This window comes from Noviherbaspirillum sp. L7-7A (assembly GCF_019052805.1).
Lineage (GTDB): Bacteria > Pseudomonadota > Gammaproteobacteria > Burkholderiales > Burkholderiaceae_D > Noviherbaspirillum_A.
The window spans coordinates 258147-271491 of record NZ_JAHQRJ010000002.1; the positions used below are offsets into that span (position 1 = coordinate 258147).

Here is a 13345-nt window from a genome sequence, read left to right on the forward strand (position 1 = left end):
CATCTCGGTTGTCTTAACTTGGTACACCTCATGACTGCTTTGAAACACAGTTGACATTTTGCAATAGTTAGCCAGCCATTTCATATTGCATCTTTGAATTCCATTGAGCGATACATATTTTCCTTATTGAATCATAAGGTGTTGTCAATGTACTTTTAAATAAATGTGGGCTATTCTCCGCACTCGACCTCTTTCGCTTCTCTGACCTAATTTTTCATGCGGACGGCTTCTATGTCTTTCATCGATGCACTCGCTGATCCAGAAGTCGACGAACTCGCCACCTTCCTCGGTGACAACGCTGCTATGACGATGGAAGAGCTCGACGGCTATTTTGCTGCGCTGATTTGCGGGCCCGCGTTATATTTCCATGGGCGAATACTTCCCCCAAATTCTGGGTGAGGATTTTTCGTTCTCCAGCAATCAGGAAGCAGAACGCATCATCGGGCTTTTATTTCGGCATTGGAATGCGATGACTGACCAATTGCAAAGGTCGATTGAGCAGAACGACGTCCTTTATCTTCCCCTGCTTTATCAGAATGCGGATGGCATCGCATACGGAAATGAATGGGCAAGCGGATTTATGCACGGCACGCGCATGTCCCATAGCGATTGGACCATGTTGCTCGATGATGAAAACCATGGCGGCAGCTTGGTTCCGATGATGATGCTCGCCAATGAACATCATGCCGACCCAGAAATGCGCCCGCCGCCGATTTCGCCGGAAAAGCGGGAAGACATCCTTGCATTAATGACAGCTGGGGTCATTCAAATATTTAGTTATTTCGAGCCATACCGGGAGGCGTTCGCGCACCAGGGGTCGATGGAAGGCACGACACCGTTCAGAAGAGTTGGGCCAAAAATTAGTCGCAATGATCCCTGCCCTTGTGGAAGCGGGAAGAAATACAAAACTTGCTGTGGAAACAGTCGTACTATGCACTGAGCAAGATGAGCGGTGAGAGCGTAGTGTGTCGTTCGCTCTAGCGCCAGCGGGGCATGCCTTTCCCTTTAAATTCAGTTGATCGGGTACGTAACGCGGTATAGGACGGTTAGTTCCAGTCAAGTTGGAGCTAATTGACGCTTAAAGCTCACCGCTGCCGCTGTGCCGGCAAGCAACAATCCTACGGGGCCAGTTACAACCGGCTCAACGCAATCCGGATGCCCTCACTGATATTGCCCTTGCCAAGCTTTTTGGCTCGGGCGATGCTGGCTGCATCCAAATACACATTGCGCCGGGAGCCACCTTCCAGTTCTGTCGGCCGGCCAACCTGCCCATGTCCTTCCGGCCAAGGAATTTTATCTACCCTTCCCTGCCAATTGTTCGGGGTCCCCTTCTCGGCATCGAACCGATGAACAGCCAGCGTCGTGCGTTGGTACATAAGGTGGACGCTGATTTCTTTCCGATCCAGTTCATCCCGGTCGAGAAATGACTGGAAGACGGATTGGGCAAGGGTGCGTGAACCGGTTTCCGTACGCTCGAAGGCGCTGCCATTTGGAATTTGCAGATAGACGCGGTAGCTCATTTCCAAACCTGCTTAAAGTAATGTGTGCCTTATAGCTTTTTGACTGCGCATCTGGGCGGGGATTTCATCCTCTTATCGACTGTGCTGCGCTTTCCGAAGGAATGCGGGGATATCTTTGTGTTGCAGTTCGTGCACGGGCTTTGGCAACGGTGTCCTGCGCCAGACGTTCGGTACAGGACGGCTTTTCTCCATCGCGACGTCTTGATTTGGTTCAGTCGCCACTTCGTCGGTGGCAGACATCCCGTCCAAGGGGGAATTTTCTACCACGTTAACGGTCACCTTTGGAGTCGCTACTGCAATGCAGAACTTTACGGAGCTGTAAAACTTGATCTGCTCATCTGTTTCGCACAGATAGACTTTCTTGCTGCAGTGATCGCAGTGACGCACCATATCTGAAAATGCTGGTTTGAGTTCGCTCCAGACCGTAGGGCAAGAACCCCCGCCAGATTTCGTGCTGCAGTTCTTAATGAGATAGTGTGAATGCGACATGAAAGTGCCTTGAATCCAGAAAAAGCAGCGGTATCGAATTATATACACACATAAATTTATCGGAAAGTTGATGTTGCTATATAGACACACTGTGTTGCTGATTGGCCCAGATAATCGTCGTGCTCGCTACCCTATCTTGGTGACCACGCCATCACGCAGGCGGCACAATGCTGGATTCCCCGCCTCTTGAGGACGCATCCAGCAACGCCTGCTCACGAATTGACTGATCGGAAAAGAGAAACCGTTTTTGGAGTAACCGCGCTGCATCCGCGGCTGGCATTGGCCTTGAGATGAAATAGCCTTGAAGCTCATCGCAGGATAAGGCTTGCAGCGCAGCCATTTGTTCGGCGGTTTCGACACCCTCAGCAACTACTCGCATTCGCAATGCATGGGCCATTGAGACAATCGCCTTGAATAACGCTGCTTCGTCTGGGCCATCCAACAACTGGGCGGTAAAAGCGCGGTCGACCTTCAGTCCATCCATATCCAGACGCTTTAATTGCGCCAAGGACGAGTAACCGGTTCCAAAGTCGTCAACGTACAGTTTGGTCTCGGCTTCCTGGATCGCCGCAAGCTCAGCAACTGCCCCGCCCCCTTCCGTGACCGTTGCTGACTCGGTGATTTCCACCTCGATCAACCCGGCACCGATCCCAGCCGCTCGCAACGCATTGGCCAAGACCGTACTGATATTCCCTGCGTTGATTTGCTGCGCCGATACATTAATCGCGACGGGTACGACTGCTAAGCCTTGTTCCTGCCAAAGCGCCACCTGCTCGCAAGCCATGCGGACGACTTCATTTCCGAGTCGGACAATCAGGCCAGCCTTTTCGGCTAGCGGGATAAATTCAATTGGCGGCAGGCAGCCCAACTCGGGATGATTCCACCGCACGAGTGCTTCCATGCCAGTAATCTCGCCAGTATCGCTCCTCACCTTTGGCTGGTAGTGCAGGACAAGTTCACGTCGCTCGATGGCGATCTTCAATTCTGCTTCCCTGTTGATCCGGGTAACCAGGCGACGCTCTAAGCTCGCCTCGAAGAAGCGGTAGCTTCCCTTTTGCGACTCCTTGGCCGCGTACATCGCAATGTCGGCATGTTTGAGCAGCGACTGCCCGTCAGTGCCGTTCTCGGGGAACATGCTAATGCCAATCGAAGCGTGGACGTAATACTGTCGGTCTCCGTCGCCAAGGACAAAAGGACTCTGTAGGGTGCTGATAATCCGCTCGGCTATCGTGGCCACTTCGTTGCGCGATTGTGCTGACTCGACAATAATGGTGAATTCATCTCCACCAAGGCGGGCAACCTTGTCATCCGGACGGATCGCCGCTTTCAGACGCGATGCTGCTGCCTTGAGCAGTTCGTCGCCAACGGCATGGCCCAGGGTATCGTTGATATTCTTGAAGTCATCCAGATCCACAAACAGGATGGCAAAGACTTTCTGACTGTCCCGGGCAAGATCAACCGCTGCAGGCAGGTAATTGATCAGCCAGTAGCGGTTTCGCAGGGAGGTTAACGGGTCGACATTCGCAGACTGAACAAGGGCTTCTTCATGACGCTTGATGTCAGTAATGTCTCTGAGTGTCACTGCAAGGCCGGCGCCGGTTCGGACCAGCCGCCGCTGCAGCCATTGCGCCGCACGTGTGCCATGCTGCGGCACCAGCATTTCATCCTCAATAAAACCGGTGTTCATAGCTTCCCGGCAGGCAGCCAGCATGTGGCTTTCGAAGAGCATTGGTAGCATTACCGACAAGCGCTTACCGATCAGGCTTTCTTTCGGCAAGCCACGATAGGCAGCGCCCTGCTCGTTGCAATCCTCGATCAGGAAGTCAGTGATGTCCTTGTCTTGGCCATACAGTGGCCTCAGAATATAAAAGCCTTCTCTGGCATTCTCCGTCGCAGTGCGGTAAGCCTCGTGAACCTCGCGGGCGTATTGCGCCTTCCAGATACGGAAGGCGGCTTGGCGCATGCCAGCGGCAGCAACGAGAAAGAGGGCCAGGCTCCCACTCGTCGCGATGGAAAGTATTTGTCGATATCGTTGCTCGTAATCCGCCTCAATATTCGCCTCAGCCAGCCCGACGATGGTCACGATGGGATAGTTGCCAACAGCATTCCACGCAACAATACGCGCCTTGCCGTCCGCAAAGAACGATGCAGGGCGATACATCTTCCCATTTGGCGTATCAAAAACCGTTTTAGCGGAGAGGCTCTGGGATTGCGCTTGCACACCCCTTTTCGTTTTGACGGAAAAAAGGTCGCCATCAGTACTCCGAACGGCAACGAAATCATCGTTGCCCAGCTTGGTTTCATCTACAAACGAAATAACAGTGGCCGGCTCAACGGCAAGTACGATGACACCGGCAAAGGCGCCTTTGTCTCCGTTGAGCCTGCGTGACAACAGGAGCACCTCCCGGCCAGTTAGGGCGCTGCGTACCGTTTTGGAAATCGCCAGGTCCTGACTTGGACTGGCTGCATGAAGCCTAAAATACTCGAGCAACGCCACGCTTTGCCTGGCTTTAATCTTGGGGTTAGTTGTGGTGACGGGTACGCCCGTGCGGTCGAGAACGGTCACGGAAATTTTAGCCGCCTTGGGTACGAGACCAGCATTGACCTGTTCTTCCAGGTTCAAGACGCCACCATTTTTTTGCCACTGAAACTTTAGGCTCAACAGGATGTAATCCAGTTGGCCAATTGTTCTCTCGATCTGGTCCGCGTAGGTCTGGGCTTGCGCTGCGGCCATGATATAGGCGCGCTCCCGGATATGGTTTTTTTCCTGATAAATCGAGGGTACCGCCCAAAGCCAAAGGCCTGTCATAAGTGCGCCACAGGCTACCGGCCAGGGCGCCAGCGAGCGGCCATGACTGCGTAGGAAACCAACTTTTTGGCGAAACGAGAAAAGCTGAGATGTGGCGATCATAAAATTTATTGTCGAACTTTGCTCATTCACGATGCGGCGTACTTCTAAGGCACCACATGCATTAATAATTTATACACAAGCACATAGCGGTATTGGCTGCAACGTTCCAAATATACAGCGCCAAATCATTCCCGCAGTGCAATAGTCAATTCTATACGCGCCAAACGTTACACTATTGAAGCGGTACTGTGGTGTTTCTGGAAACATAGAACCGGGCCCAAGGCGAACTAAGATAGCGATTACATACACCGAGCCGATCGACGCGGTATCCTTCGTGCAGGCCTTGCGTAACACGATTTCCAGGTGCCGCCATCCTTGGTTTCACAGCCCTGCCAACGTTTTGCGTGTGGCTTGTCTAGCGCTGTGTTTTACCGGGTAGGAGCTGCAGAAATGTGGCAGCAAGTAGTTGACAGGACGAACTGCCGACAGGTGGATTAATTGCAAGAAATTGTTCCCGCTCCGATTAACCGTTCGCCCACGGCACAGTTCAGCCTACGTGCTAAACAAACCATTGAGCGTCTCCGGCTAGACCGGGTTGCTTTTGCCGGTGGAAAGCACCTAGCTTCAGTCTGATTTTCGAGATATGGGGGTGGAATATGAATAGATCTGCAATCGGCACAGTTCAACTCAGATTAGACCGGCGCTACATTCCACAACGTGGGTCAGTCTAAATCGGCGCCTATTATCCACTATTCCCCAAATCCGACTGAGCCTGCCAGCCTCAGTCAGCGGGAAACAATGCTCCTGTCCTTACTGAAGCGTTCCCGGCCCCTCTTGCACATTAATCCGACCGAACTCCTCTTCGGCTTCTACTTCGGCCAGAAGTTGCTCCTGTACTGAGTCGGGTGCGCCACCGCTTGCGCGGTGCGCCTGGTACCAAGCACTTAACAGTGCGCCGATGTTGTCATCCGTGAGAAAGGTATCGGCATCAATGTCGTTGGCTTCGCATACCCGTTCAATCGGTTCCAGATCGAATGCAACCACTCCGGTCACCGGATCCCGCGACAACTGGAGGTCTTCGAAACTAATATCGACTGGAATCTCGATGGGCTTGGCCAGCTTCATTGCTGGTCGCCGATCTCGGCCCGTTTTTCAATCCAGGCCCAGGCAGCCACCCGCTCGTAATCGCCAAACCAGAGCTTGTGCTCTGTCCGGCTGCGATTGAAGTCGGCATCGAAGAAGACGGCACAAAAAGGCAGGGGCAGGGTCTCCTCGTGCCAGTACGGGGCCAGCTCCGCCGCCACGGTCTTGACCAGTTGCTGCGCCTGATCATCGACACCGACGACAGAGGAAAGCACGCGCTGGCCGTTATGGAGGTGATGGGATACCAGATTGGCACCAGCCGGCTTGTAGGCGAACGTGTACCCGGGAAAGATCGAGTTCGTTTCCGTGCCATTCCGGATCCATTTGCTCACTGCCTGGATGCTGGAATCGTCGACTTCCCCGCGCGGCAACATGCGCAGGTGTCCGATGTGGACGGTCAGGTGATAAAGTTCGGTCACTAGGTGTTTTTCCTCATTGATCGACGACATACCTATCTTTTGATCATCGTACCATCTCACACGCAAGCATCACTTACACCGGCATGATTTGCGTCACCTTACGAACACATTTAATATTTCAACTTCTTCTTAATCCACTGCGGCGTTCCTGTTGCCCTTGCCAACTGCCCAGTATTTTATTCCAGCAGAGAACACGGTTATCTAGACGCGGCCGAAGCGCTTGTTCGAGCTGTTAAATTCGGCCTTCACTGCGTTGCCTTCCCTGCCCTCACCTCATTTGGCCGAACAGTGCACTCTGTATCAAGCGAGGAAAATGTCGATCAGTATGAAATAGCGGTTTTTATCGGCATAGCCGCTGCGATGGAGTGTTCCGGGCAAGCTTCGGTAGCAGTATGTGAGCCCCATCGTAGGGCTAAAAACTGGCGTTTAGCTACGCGCAACGTGAGCGTCAGCACAGTCACCTAATCACCTTCAGACTGCCCGTCCTCCTGCTCGTTATCGTTACGTTGGTTTGATCTCGTCCAGCCGATATCCATAGCCGTACACGGGCGAAAGGCGATAGCTATATCTTGGAATTAAGTTCAACTTATTACGTACGCGAGATACATGGGTGTCCATCGTGCGCGAGATTGCCTGCGAATGTCCTGCCCAGACTGTCTCCAGGATGAGTGCCCTTGAAAGCGGCCGGCCAAGGTTACGCAGAAACAGCAGTGCCAAATCAAACTCTTTTCTGGTGACGTCCACTGGCTTGCCCATCGCAATGAGTCGACCTCGGCGTGGCTCGAAGATATAGGGGCCGATTTCCAGTTTTTCATTATCGATCTGCGATGGGTATGCGCGACGCAACAGTACTAAGACTCTGGTAATGAGATCCCTGCGTCGGGTTGGCCTGAACATGTAATCGTTGGCGCCGGCGTCGAGGGTGGCAATGATGTCATCTTCGCTCGTGGAACTGGTAATAATCAGAATGGGCATGGCTGCCGACGCTTGCTTACGCACTGCCCTGACCAGGTCCTGTTGTTCTTCGGGGTGCTGTAGGCCTATCACCAACGCATCATAGGGCTGGTCATGAAGTAGACTTAACAGATCTGTACTGGAAGTAAGCGGGTCACATTCATGGCCGACGCTACTTAAGACTTCGCAGATAGACTTGGCTTCGCTTAAGTGGAAGTCGAGTATGGCAATTCTCATGGCTTTCGCGACTGCCTTAAGTTCGTTAAGAAAAGATAAATTATTGTCAACGTTTCGTAGAGTAAAGTAAATTACATTTTGTAACAAGTTTCACTTTCGCAACGAATAGCGGAAAACGCCGTCACCTTGTTGGTTCAAAACAGTGAGCGGTATGCATGCCACAGGAGATGGAAAGACAACTCGCTTCACTACCGGCGTTGGTGCCATGTACGGCCTCAAATTATGAATTGAGACCGCACATCATCTTTAGAAGCTGTCGGTGTGACTGCCCTGCTTGTAAAACCCGTATAAGGCTTATGTGACCACATTTTATTGCCAACTGACAAGCTATCGAGTTAGCAATGGAATTGTTGAAAGGTAACGAATGCGGGCGAGAAAATTATATACACACATAAATAATAGGTGTTCGCTAACTTTGCTTAAAGGTCCGTAATACGGCGAAAGCAGACGCTGGTCTCACAAAGGTTACTGGCTGCTTTTGGCCGACATACGCTCTTTGTTGACGTAAAGCAAACGTCGGCTTACAGTCTGCGGAAGCGGCGCCCTCCCCTGTGCAGTTTGCTGCACTGGAACGCCGCTACGGAAACACCCTCGCGCTACTAAACTTCGATCCTCTCTGCAATTTCCAGTGCGTCGTCCACCTCAATGCCGAGATAACGCACCGTGCTCTCCATTTTTGAGTGCCCCAACAATAGCTGCACGGCACGCAGGTTCTTCGTTTGGCGGTAAATCAACGTTGCCTTCGTGCGTTGCATTGTATGTGTTCCGTACGCAGCGCGGTTTAAGCCAATCGATTCGACCCAGGCAGCCACAATCCGTGCATATTGACGGGTAGTGATATGGCCGCAATCGGTTACCCGGCTCGGGAATAAAAAGTCTTTAGGCGTCAGACGGGCTCTCTCGATCCAGGCAGCTATGGACGTCCGCGTTTGTTCCGTGATTTCGAATTGCACAGGACGGTGGGTCTTTTGCTGCATCACGATAGCGCGAGGCAGAACACGGCTGCCAAGCGCAATGTCTTGAATGCGCAGCTGCACTAGGTCACAGCCGCGCAGCTTACTGTCAATCGCAAGGTTGAACAAGGCAAGATCACGAACATGCTGAGCGAGTTGCAGCCGGATACGAATAGCCCAGATGTCCTTCAACTTCAATGGTAATTTTTGGCCGATCAACCTGCCTTTGTTCCAAGGAACTGTTGAGTGGCTAAGAGAAATAGACGTTTCCATGACGGTCTCCTCACAGGAGTGAAAGGAATCCCATTCTGCGCCGGGCTCGCCAAATAAAACTCGAGATGACCGATGCCTTCTGAAAATTCTTATCTATCGACAGTCACGCATGTTGTTTTAGCCGGCCGATGACACAACCCAGCCGGTTCCCTTTTTGAGCGCAGCCCGACACTGGGGTCTAGGAAACTAAGCTTACGACTTACTTCCGATTCGAAAGCAGACTGTCGCGGTTGCTTGGCGAAAGGGAAAGATCGACCCTTCACAGACATTAAATCGAACTGCTGAAAGGTCCGCTAGTTATCCAAAATCGGCACTTCTCAAACACATCGTAACAAGACTGCTTAGTACCTCTTCACTTATTCCAAATCGCAAAAACTGAGGCTCCGATATAGCTTAAATAATCACGATTTCGATCAGCTATCATCCAAACACCTTTTTAAAGGACCCGTTCTACACCCAGCTCAGCATAGCTAAAAAGTGAGGAGACTTAGATGAAAAACACTGTGAGAAATACACCCGGTAGAGGTTTTGTAGTCAATATTGCTGCCATTGCCGGCATAGCTGCGCTAGCAGGCTGTGGAAGTGATAATAATGACAGCAATAACAGCGGCCAACAGAATGTTGTTGCCGCACAATCCACTCTGGTTTGTGACGATTCCTTGAAAGCCGGATTTAAACCCGATGCCAATACTACGGTGTTGATGGTCAAGGCTTTCAAGAAAGGTGATCCTTTACTGCTATCCGGGACCGCAACAGCCACTACGCCGATTGCCGGAGACGATCTTTGCATGGTCAAGCTCAACGTTGGCCCTGGCAATCCAGGTCCGGCGAACGCGCCATCGACCTCACCAGGTATTGGCATCGAAGTCTGGTTGCCAACACCGGCCAATTGGAATAACCGGATTCATGTGAAAGGCAACGGTGGCTGGGCTGGCGGCAACCAGGGTTCGCTCACCGCGCTGGGCGGCGCGTCGGGTTCTACCTCTCCAGCAGCGACGGCCGGTATCGAGGGAGCGGTATCGGCGTCGACTGACACCGGTCACGCCAATACCGCAAACAGTGGCTCATTTGCGATGAACCCGGACGGCACCATCAATACAGCGCTGTGGAAAGACTTTTCCGAACGCAGCATTCACGAAATGGCTATTAAGACCAAAGCCCTGACTAAAGCGTATTACGGCAAGGATGCCAAATACGCTTACTTCAACGGCTTCTCTACCGGTGGCCGCCAAGCGCTGAAGGAAGCGCAGGCATTCCCTGACGACTTCGACGGTATCCTGGCGGGTGCGCCGGCTATTCACTGGACGCGGTTCACCACGAGTCATGTACAGCCGCAAGTGGTGATGCATGTCGACTTGGGAGATGTTCGGCTCACTGCAGGGCAGCAACGTCTGGTATCAAATGCTGCGGTCAACGCCTGCGATGTAGTTGGTGGCCAGCATTTGGGCTATGTCCCCGATCCTGCCCAATGCCGATATGACCCAACAACAGACACCAGCGTACTTTGCGTGGCTAATGGCGGCACTAACTCTACAGCGGATTGCGTCACCCCGCCCCAGGCGAATGCATTCAATAAGATTTGGTATGGGCAAACCGATAATGGCAGTGTGCCTTCTCCCGCTGCAGACAACGGGTTCAATACCACGTTGGCTACTGGCCAGCGATTCTATGGACCACCGCGCGGAGCGGATCTCTCTAGTTTTATTCCGGGTACGACTACTACAAGTTCTGCACAAGTCGCTCTGGAATTACAAGATCCGGCCTATGCGACACCTGACTTTATTAACGCCACCGGCAATGGCGTTGATCGGTGGAAGACCCTAACCTACAGCCAACTCGCCAATGCCCAAGACCGTGGACTTGCGCTACAGGCTGCTTTTGCGAATATCAATACCGACAATCCAGACCTGTCGGCATTCCGCGATCGCGGCGGGAAACTGGTCATGTATCATGGCTTGGCTGATCCACTGATGAAAGTAGGCGGTTCAATCAATTACTACAATCAGGTCGCCACTAAAATGGGCGGCATCAACGCGATCCAATCCTTCTACCGTTTCTACACGGTACCGGGCATGCACCATGGGCTGATTAATGGATCCGCTAATCCGAATGCCAATCCGCCATTGCCTACCGATGCACAGCTCTATGCATTGCTTACTGACTGGGTTGAAAAGGCAACTGCACCGAGCCGATTTGACATTAAGACTGCAGTAACAACGGCTAATCCGGTACAGAAAAGCCGGCCGCTCTGCGTGTATCCACAGAAGGCAACCTATGTCAGTGGCGATGTGAACCTCGCCTCCAGCTACACATGTTCCTAATCTGCAAATGAAATAGAAATGGATTGCCCTCGTGGAATGACGAGGGCATTTTTATTCCTAGATTATTTTTACCAGTAGATTATTTTGCTTGCGAAGATGCCAAAATGCGCTTCAACGCTTGTCCCAATGCGGCACGTCCTCAAGGTGTAGCCTCAGCCAACTGATTACAGCCTCGATACGAGCCAAGCCCTGGCGTCTACGCGGTACAAGCGCTTTGAGCCAGGTAGGCTGAAGTTGGTAATCTTGCAGCAAAGGCAACAGCGTAAAGCTGTTCAATGCATCCTTGGCAACGTATGTTGGAAGCACTGCGATCCCATTGCCGGCACAGGCGGCCGCAAACAACACTGATGTGTCATTAGCAATAAGTCTTTGAGGAACATCGATACTGATTGGTCCACGGCTACTTTCGAATTGCCAAGTTGCTCCCTTTGGTTTGAACACCAGACAATCATGATCGGCTAACTCGCGTGGGTGTTCAGGAACGGCCCGGCCCTCAAGATAGGTCGGCGCTGCGCAGACTATCTGACGTAGGGGACATAACGGTATATCAATGACGCCCTCGTAACTTTCCGAAAGACCGGTGATGACAACGTCGAATCCTTCTTCAATTGGATTGACCGAACGGTCGACCAGCAGCACTTCCATCGTAATGCGTTCATGTTTGTGCTGGAAGCTGCTAAAAACGTCAGCCAGATATAGCACCGTCAATGAAGTTGGAGCTTTAAGGCGAATATGTCCTTCAAGCTTGCCTTCATTGCGCTTTAGGCTCGAAATCACTTCATCAAATTCGGCAACCAGGGCAGTGGCGCTGGGATGAAATTTTTGGCCCGCCTCAGTCAGGGTCACATTGCGCGTCGTGCGATTGAACAACTGTGTTCCAGTAGTCGATTCCAGATCGTTCACTCGCTTGGCCACTACGGAGGGGACGACATGTAGCTGTCGTGCGGCCTCAGAAAAGCTTTTATGTCGGGCTGCGGCCAGAAAGGCACGCAAGTTTAATAGCACGTCCATATCTATTCCAAATCGCGATAACTGAGGCTCCAATATAGCGCAACTAGGTGCAAATTAGATCAACTATGATGCAGCCATGCCTCACAGCCAAGCTGCTGGACGGCTTTTCTACAGAGGCTGATGACGCCGATCGGCAGAATTTCGATCCTTCAGTCCTGATCAATTCCCATTCCAGGAGACACCCGCATGAAACTCAAGCAGATCACAGGAAGCGTCGTTGCTACTTCCTTACTTATAACCTCTGGAGTTGCGGCTGCAGAAGATTGGCCTACCAAACCAGTTCGCGTCATCGTCGCATTTGCGCCTGCTTCAACGCCGGATATTGTTGCTCGCCTAGTCTCGGATAAATTGGCCCAACGTATCGGCAAGCCGGTGATTGTAGAAAACAAAGCTGGCGCCGCAGGCAATATTGGTACCGATGCCGTAGCTAAGGCAGCTCCGGATGGCTACACGATTGGTGTGACGATCTCTGGGCCGCTTGCAGCAAACACTTTGCTTTTTAAGAAATTGCCGTATAACCCTCAGACCGATCTCGAGCCTGTGACCATTGCCGCCACCCAGCCGAGCGTGCTGGTTGTATCACAGCAGACAAGCGTCAATGATGTATCCGCGCTTCTTGCAAAGTTGCGCAGCAATCCAGGTAAATACAATTACTCGTCAATGGGAACGGGGAGTATCTCGCATCTGGCAATGGCCGCGCTCGCCTCTCGCAGCGGGACAGAAATCGTACACGTCCCTTATCCCGGTTCCGCACAAGCTGTTACCGCGATTCTCTCCGGCGAGACCCAAATGGCCGTGCTGCCTGCAGCGGCCGTCATGCCGCATGTGCGTGCAGGGAAACTGAAAGCAGTGGCCGTTGCCACGGCAAAACGTTCCACTGTGCTTCCAGACTTGCCCACATTGGCCGAAGCCGGAGTGCAAGACATCCAAGGAGATGCATGGATCGGATTTGTTGCGCCAGCAAAAACGCCCGCTGCGATTGTGACGAAGTTACAAACGGAAATTGCTCAAATTGTGAACTCCGAGGACATAAAACAGAAACTGAAAATGCAGTTTATGGAACCGGTCGGAGGAACCCCTGCAGAGTTCCGCGCTACCGTACAGTCCGATTTGGCACGCTGGCAACCGGTGATCAAGGCGAACAACATCACATTGGATTAACTGTTACTCAAAG

At 52.2% G+C, this 13345-nt stretch carries 12 protein-coding genes; 4 read left to right on the forward strand and 8 right to left on the reverse strand.

The genetic code is table 11. The features are described from left to right. The first annotated feature begins 231 nt into the window (after window positions 1–231). Complete coding sequence (locus KTQ42_RS24035) at window positions 232–399, forward strand: YecA family protein (RefSeq protein WP_249223003.1); 168 nt, start codon at window positions 232–234, stop codon at window positions 397–399. After that, window positions 368–940, forward strand: coding sequence for a UPF0149 family protein (locus KTQ42_RS19435; RefSeq protein ID WP_249223004.1), 573 nt, complete (start codon window positions 368–370; stop codon window positions 938–940). Before KTQ42_RS24035 ends, KTQ42_RS19435 begins: the two co-directional genes overlap by 32 nt. A gap of 190 nt (window positions 941–1130) precedes the next feature. Here KTQ42_RS19435 and KTQ42_RS19440 read toward each other — a convergent pair whose 3' ends face one another. From KTQ42_RS19440 to KTQ42_RS19470, 7 genes are all read right to left on the reverse strand, one after another. Further along, entirely contained in the window at window positions 1131–1520 is a 390-nt protein-coding gene (locus KTQ42_RS19440; protein WP_217347263.1) for a hypothetical protein, read from the reverse strand. Between the two features lie 72 nt (window positions 1521–1592). Further along, window positions 1593–2009: a hypothetical protein gene (locus KTQ42_RS19445; RefSeq protein ID WP_217347264.1), complete on the reverse strand. Its 417-nt coding sequence runs from the start codon at window positions 2007–2009 to the stop codon at window positions 1593–1595. Window positions 2010–2160: 151 nt separating this feature from the next. Beyond that, the gene (locus tag KTQ42_RS19450; protein WP_217347265.1) at window positions 2161–4920 is read right to left on the reverse strand and encodes an EAL domain-containing protein; all 2760 of its coding nucleotides are present in this window, start codon (window positions 4918–4920) and stop codon (window positions 2161–2163) included. 750 nt (window positions 4921–5670) lie between these two features. Beyond that, window positions 5671–5985: a hypothetical protein gene (locus KTQ42_RS19455; protein ID WP_217347266.1), complete on the reverse strand. Its 315-nt coding sequence runs from the start codon at window positions 5983–5985 to the stop codon at window positions 5671–5673. Then, entirely contained in the window at window positions 5982–6422 is a 441-nt protein-coding gene (locus KTQ42_RS19460; protein ID WP_217347267.1) for a hypothetical protein, read from the reverse strand. Before KTQ42_RS19460 ends, KTQ42_RS19455 begins: the two co-directional genes overlap by 4 nt. 501 nt (window positions 6423–6923) lie before the next feature. Then, window positions 6924–7613: a response regulator transcription factor gene (locus tag KTQ42_RS19465; RefSeq protein WP_217347268.1), complete on the reverse strand. Its 690-nt coding sequence runs from the start codon at window positions 7611–7613 to the stop codon at window positions 6924–6926. Between the two features lie 599 nt (window positions 7614–8212). Next, window positions 8213–8839, reverse strand: a complete 627-nt coding sequence (locus tag KTQ42_RS19470; protein WP_217347269.1) for a tyrosine-type recombinase/integrase — start codon at window positions 8837–8839, stop codon at window positions 8213–8215. Window positions 8840–9330: 491 nt separating this feature from the next. Between KTQ42_RS19470 and KTQ42_RS19475 the strand changes: the two genes are divergently transcribed. Further along, entirely contained in the window at window positions 9331–11160 is a 1830-nt protein-coding gene (locus KTQ42_RS19475; protein ID WP_217347270.1) for a tannase/feruloyl esterase family alpha/beta hydrolase, read from the forward strand. A gap of 111 nt (window positions 11161–11271) precedes the next feature. On the opposite strand, the gene KTQ42_RS19480 is transcribed toward KTQ42_RS19475, so the two are convergent. Beyond that, the gene (locus KTQ42_RS19480; protein WP_217347271.1) at window positions 11272–12171 is read right to left on the reverse strand and encodes a LysR family transcriptional regulator; all 900 of its coding nucleotides are present in this window, start codon (window positions 12169–12171) and stop codon (window positions 11272–11274) included. A 186-nt stretch (window positions 12172–12357) separates the two neighbouring features. Here KTQ42_RS19480 and KTQ42_RS19485 point away from each other — a divergent pair, with 186 nt between their 5' ends. After that, window positions 12358–13332, forward strand: coding sequence for a tripartite tricarboxylate transporter substrate binding protein (locus KTQ42_RS19485; protein ID WP_217347272.1), 975 nt, complete (start codon window positions 12358–12360; stop codon window positions 13330–13332). Window positions 13333–13345 lie beyond the last annotated feature (13 nt).

Bases quoted from the DNA above. Each gene is read 5' to 3' on its own strand.
- KTQ42_RS19485 (WP_217347272.1), top strand. From the start codon at position 12,358: ATGAAACTCAAGCAGATCACAGGAAGCGTCGTTGCTACTTCCTTACTT.
- KTQ42_RS19455 (WP_217347266.1), bottom strand. From the start codon at position 5,985: ATGAAGCTGGCCAAGCCCATCGAGATTCCAGTCGATATTAGTTTCGAA.
- KTQ42_RS24035 (WP_249223003.1), top strand. From the start codon at position 232: ATGTCTTTCATCGATGCACTCGCTGATCCAGAAGTCGACGAACTCGCC.
- KTQ42_RS19440 (WP_217347263.1), bottom strand. From the start codon at position 1,520: ATGAGCTACCGCGTCTATCTGCAAATTCCAAATGGCAGCGCCTTCGAG.
- KTQ42_RS19450 (WP_217347265.1), bottom strand. From the start codon at position 4,920: ATGATCGCCACATCTCAGCTTTTCTCGTTTCGCCAAAAAGTTGGTTTC.
- KTQ42_RS19465 (WP_217347268.1), bottom strand. From the start codon at position 7,613: ATGAGAATTGCCATACTCGACTTCCACTTAAGCGAAGCCAAGTCTATC.
- KTQ42_RS19480 (WP_217347271.1), bottom strand. From the start codon at position 12,171: ATGGACGTGCTATTAAACTTGCGTGCCTTTCTGGCCGCAGCCCGACAT.
- KTQ42_RS19470 (WP_217347269.1), bottom strand. From the start codon at position 8,839: ATGGAAACGTCTATTTCTCTTAGCCACTCAACAGTTCCTTGGAACAAA.
- KTQ42_RS19475 (WP_217347270.1), top strand. From the start codon at position 9,331: ATGAAAAACACTGTGAGAAATACACCCGGTAGAGGTTTTGTAGTCAAT.
- KTQ42_RS19445 (WP_217347264.1), bottom strand. From the start codon at position 2,009: ATGTCGCATTCACACTATCTCATTAAGAACTGCAGCACGAAATCTGGC.
- KTQ42_RS19435 (WP_249223004.1), top strand. From the start codon at position 368: ATGGGCGAATACTTCCCCCAAATTCTGGGTGAGGATTTTTCGTTCTCC.